The organism is Ornithinibacter sp. (assembly GCF_035443565.1).
GTDB lineage: Bacteria > Actinomycetota > Actinomycetes > Actinomycetales > Dermatophilaceae > Fodinibacter.
In genome coordinates this window covers 1,405-5,906 of the sequence record NZ_DAORSO010000044.1, presented here as the reverse complement: position 1 = coordinate 5,906, position 4,502 = coordinate 1,405, and the positions used below count along the sequence as shown (strand labels likewise).

The following is a 4,502-nucleotide window of genomic DNA, read 5'->3' as shown; positions in this document are numbered from 1 at the left end:
AGCGGCGGCCGACGAACCAGCGCCTGATCCGGTCGATCCGCTCGGTGACCTGCTCACTCGTCGCCGACGCGAGCTCGGGGCCGCCACACGTGCGGCGCAGGTCCATGTGGATGGCCGCGTGCGCCGCCCCCGTCTTCGACGAGTACGCCGCCACGAGCTTGTTCAGCTCCTTGCGCTGAGAGGCCAGCGCGCGGTGCGCAGAGACCACCGACGGGCCGGATGCCGTCGCTGCACCTCCCGCTGGCGCCCCACCTCGGCGGGTGGCCGACTTGGACTGGCGTGCCTGCCGCTCGTTGAGCAGGGTCGTCACCTGTTCGGGCTCCAGCAGGCCCGGGAGCCCGAGGTAGTCCTGCTCCTCCTGCGAGCCCACGGCCGCGTGCAGGCCGAACTGCTGGGCGTCGAAGAGCACGTGGTCGAAGTGCGCGTCGGACTCCAGCGCCTCGAAGGAGCTGTCCTCGAGGTCGGCCTCGGTCTCGGTGCGGTTCGCCGCGGCGAGCAGGCCCTCCTCCTCCGCCCAGAGCGACGCCTCACCCTCGGCGGTGGTCTTGCGATCGAGGGCGTGGTCGCGCTCGACCTCCATGGCGGCTGCGTGGCTGAGGATCACCGGCACCGAGGGCAGGAACACCGAGGCCGTCTCACCCCGCTTGCGGGCCCGCACGAAGCGTCCGACGGCCTGCGCGAAGTACAGCGGCGTCGAGGTCGACGTGGCATAGACGCCCACGCACAGGCGCGGCACGTCGACACCTTCGGACACCATCCGCACGGCCACCATCCACCGTGAGGTGTCGGCCGCGAACTTCTCGATGCGGGTGCTCGCCCCGGCATCGTCGGAGAGCACCACGGTGGGCGCCACGCCGGTGATGCCCTGGAGCAGCTTGGCGTACGCGCGAGCGGCCGTCTGGTTCGACGCGATCACCAGCCCACCGGCATCCGGCACGTGGCGGCGCACCTCGCTCAGGCGCTTGTCTGCGGCAGCGAGCACCGAGGGCACCCACTCCCCCTTGGGGTCGAGCGCGGTGCGCCAGGCCTGCGCGGTGAGGTCCTTGGTGAGGGGTTCACCCAGGCGTGCCGAGACCTCGTCGCCGGCCTTGGTGCGCCACCGCATCGCGCCGCCGTAGGCGAGGAAGAGCACGGGCCGCACGACCCCGTCGCGCAACGCCTCCGCGTAGCCGTAGGTGTGGTCCGAGGCCGAGCGCAGGATGCCGTCCTCACCCATCTCGTAGCGCACGAACGGGATGGGGCTCGTGTCGGAACGAAACGGCGTGCCGGTCAGCGACAGGCGGCGGGTGGCTGGCTCGAAGGCCTCACGGATGCCGTCGCCCCACGACTTCGCGTCCCCGCCGTGGTGGATCTCGTCGAGGATCACCAGGGTCGGGGTGTCGATCGTGCGGCGGCGGTGCAACGCCGGGTTGGCGGCGACCTGCGCATAGGTGAGCGCGACACCGTGGTACTCGTGGGACTGCACCCCGCTGGAGTTGGAGAACGCGGGGTTGAGGTGGACGCCCACGCGCGCCGCGGCATCCGCCCACTGGGTCTTCAGGTGCTCGGTGGGGGCGACGACGGTGACCGCCCGGATGATGCCGCGGTCGAGCAGTTCGGTCGCGACCCGCAGGGCGTACGTGGTCTTGCCGGCGCCGGGGGTGGCGACGGCGAGGAAGTCGCGGCTCTCGCTGCGCAGGTAGCTGGCCAGCGCCTCTTCCTGCCAGGCGCGCAGCTTCGAAGCGGTTCCCCACGCCGCCCGCTCGGGGAAGGCGGGTGACAGGTGTCCGGCGGCAGAGGTACTCATGGGCGACGGCAACCCTAACCGCTCGACAGCCTCACCGCTGGCACCACCCCGCCCTTGCCGACATTCCCTGCGACAGGCCGGGCGACACGCCGTGTTCTGGTGGTCGAGGCGGCTTCTCGCAGGGAGGGAGAGGGCGGATGCCGCCTACTTGTCGCCGTCCTGGGGGGCGCGCAGACCGTCGTAGATCTCCTGGCAGGTGGGGCACACCGGGAACTTCTTGGGGTCGCGCCCGGGCACCCAGACCTTGCCGCACAGGGCGGTGACCGGCTCGCCGGACAGGGCGCTCTCGAGGATCTTCTCCTTGCGCACGTAGTGCGAGAAGCGCTCGTGGTCACCGGGTTCGGCGACCTGGGGCACGGCCTCGGTGCGCTCGAGCACGGCGGTGCGGGTCGCTGGCTGCCCGGCCGGAGCGTTCGGGTCGTCAAGGGGCGGCATCGTCTCGCTCATGGCGCCGAGTGTATGCGCCCACCCGTCCGGAGTCGGGAGCTGAGGCGGCTGCCCGCCGGGCCATGTCACTGCCCCTACCCGCCCCACCCGTGGCGATACGAAACATTCAAAGGTACTCTTAGCGCTCTAAGAGTGTTTTTAAGGAGGCTACGGTGGCAAAGCACGCCCTGCCCTACAGCGCCCCGACCGTGCTGGCAGCGGAGCTGCTCGGCCAGCAGGTCGCCAAGGGACGCCGCGAAAGAGGGTGGACGGTCGCCGAGTTGGCCGAGCGGGTCGGGGTACACCCCGTGACGATCACCAAGATCGAGAGGGGCGCCCCAACCGTGGCACTGGGCACGGCGTTGGAGGCCGCAGTCCTGTGCGGCGTCACCCTGTTCGGGCGCGACGAACCTTCCCTCGTGGCCGAGGTGCGTCACGGGCGCGAGACGTTGGCGTTGCTCCCCACGAGAGTCCGACCACGCGAGGAGCCGGTCCGTGACGACTTCTGAACCGCGCGAGGCATACGTCTGGATTTGGCTTCCGGGCGCGACGGATCCAGTCGTGGCAGGGCTGCTCGAGGCCCAGAGCAACGGCATCGTCACCTTCACCTACGGGCGTTCCTACCTCAACCGCAGCGACGCCATTGCGCTCTACCTCCCAGAGCTGCCCCTCCGCCCCGGCCGCATCGAGCCACTGCCCGGCCTGAGTCTGCCCTCCGCCATCCGTGATGCGGGGCCCGACTCCTGGGGTCAGCGGGTGATCCTGGCGCGTCGCACGGGACATCTGACGCGGCACTCCGACACCGGCGACCTCGGGCCGTTGACGTACCTGCTTGAGTCGGGATCAAACCGCATCGGCGCCTTGGACTTCCAGTCGCGCCCCGACGTCTACGTCCACCGCGGAGGTGAAGCGACGCTCGACCAGCTGGTGTCTGCTGCCCAAGCGCTGGACGCCGGCGAGGCACTCCCGGAGGAGCTCGGCGAGGCCTTGGTCCGGGGAACGTCGATCGGTGGGGCCCGACCCAAGGCGCTGATCAGCGACGGCAAACGACACCTCGTCGCGAAGTTCTCGTCCGCGAGCGACACATACCCCGTGGTGAAGGCGGAGGCCCTCGGGATGCTCTTGGCCAGGGCCGCCGGCGTTCGAGTTCCGAACGTCGACGTCACCCGGTCCCTCGGCAGGGACGTGCTGCTCGTGGAGCGCTTCGATCGCACGACGATGGCCGGCGAACGACGGCAGATGGTGTCGGTTCTCACCATCCTTGGCCTGGACGAGATGATGGGTCGATACGCGACCTACACCGACGTCGCCGATGTCGTGAGGGCACGGTTCAGCGACCCCGCCGGCACGCTCGCGGAACTGTTCCGCCGGATCGCGGTCAACATCTGCATCGGCAACACCGATGACCACGCCCGCAATCACGCGGCGTTCTGGGATGGCCACACCTTGGCGCTGACGCCGGCCTACGACCTCTGCCCGCAGCCACGATCGGGCCGTGAAGCGAATCAGGCAATGGCCTTCGGTCCGAACGGGCAACGTGCGGCGAGACTGACCCTGCTGCTGGAGTCAGCACCCACCTACCTCCTCAGCCAGCGCGCGGCCCGCAACATCCTCGACGAGGTCGTGAACGGCATCCGAAATTCCTACCGCGACTGTGCGGATCAGGCGCGCTTGACGACGGAGGAGGCCTCCCGGCTCATGGGCCGGCAGATCCTGAATCCGTACGCCATCGAGTAGCGGGGTCAGTTCAGCGACGGGTCGCGCGGGTACCAGGCGACCCAGCGCAACGGATCGCCCTGACGTCGCAGGACGCGCTGCCAGAGACCGGCCGGCTCGTCGGTGAAGACGTCGCCGCTCTCGCTGTCGACGACGAACCACGAACCGGTCCTGATCTCGTCCTCGAGCTGCCCCGGAGACCACCCGGCATACCCGGCGAAGATCCGCAGACCAGCGACCGCCGGCACGACGAGCGATGGCTGGGCGTCGAGGTCGACCAACGCCACCGAGCCGAACAACCGGCGAACGCCCGAGGGAGCGGGCGCGTCCCCGGGGACGACGGCCAGGCCGAGCGCCGAGTCGAGCTGCACGGGCCCGCCCTGGAAGACCTTGGCCGGAGAACTGGCGTGGGCCTCCCACCCGGGCAGCACCGCGTCGATGTCGGCGTCGACGGGCCGGTTGAGCACCAACCCCTGGGCGCCGTCGTCATCGTGATGGAGCACGAGGACGACGGAGCGTGCGAACACGCCCTCCTCGATCTGCGGGGTTGCGACGAGGAGCTTGCCCGTGGTGT

General features: G+C 70.1%; 5 protein-coding genes. 2 read left to right on the top strand and 3 right to left on the bottom strand.

Going from position 1 to position 4,502, the window contains the following annotated elements; genetic code table 11:
* Together PLL68_RS06920 and PLL68_RS06915 are read right to left on the bottom strand one after the other, a co-directional pair.
* A partial coding sequence (locus PLL68_RS06920) for a DEAD/DEAH box helicase (protein WP_324532917.1) occupies window positions 1-1,786 on the bottom strand: 1,786 nt, incomplete at its 3' end.
* Window positions 1,787-1,930: 144 nt separating this feature from the next.
* Window positions 1,931-2,233: a DUF3039 domain-containing protein gene (locus PLL68_RS06915; protein ID WP_159904055.1), complete on the bottom strand. Its 303-nt coding sequence runs from the start codon at window positions 2,231-2,233 to the stop codon at window positions 1,931-1,933.
* A gap of 152 nt (window positions 2,234-2,385) precedes the next feature.
* Here PLL68_RS06915 and PLL68_RS06910 point away from each other — a divergent pair, with 152 nt between their 5' ends.
* Together PLL68_RS06910 and PLL68_RS06905 are read left to right on the top strand one after the other, a co-directional pair.
* Entirely contained in the window at window positions 2,386-2,721 is a 336-nt protein-coding gene (locus PLL68_RS06910) for a helix-turn-helix transcriptional regulator (RefSeq protein WP_211675648.1), read from the top strand.
* A gap of 52 nt (window positions 2,722-2,773) precedes the next feature.
* Entirely contained in the window at window positions 2,774-3,949 is a 1,176-nt protein-coding gene (locus PLL68_RS06905; protein WP_324532913.1) for a type II toxin-antitoxin system HipA family toxin, read from the top strand.
* 5 nt (window positions 3,950-3,954) lie between these two features.
* On the opposite strand, the gene PLL68_RS06900 is transcribed toward PLL68_RS06905, so the two are convergent.
* The coding region (locus tag PLL68_RS06900; protein WP_324532911.1) for a YqgE/AlgH family protein at window positions 3,955-4,502 on the bottom strand (548 nt) is incomplete at its 5' end.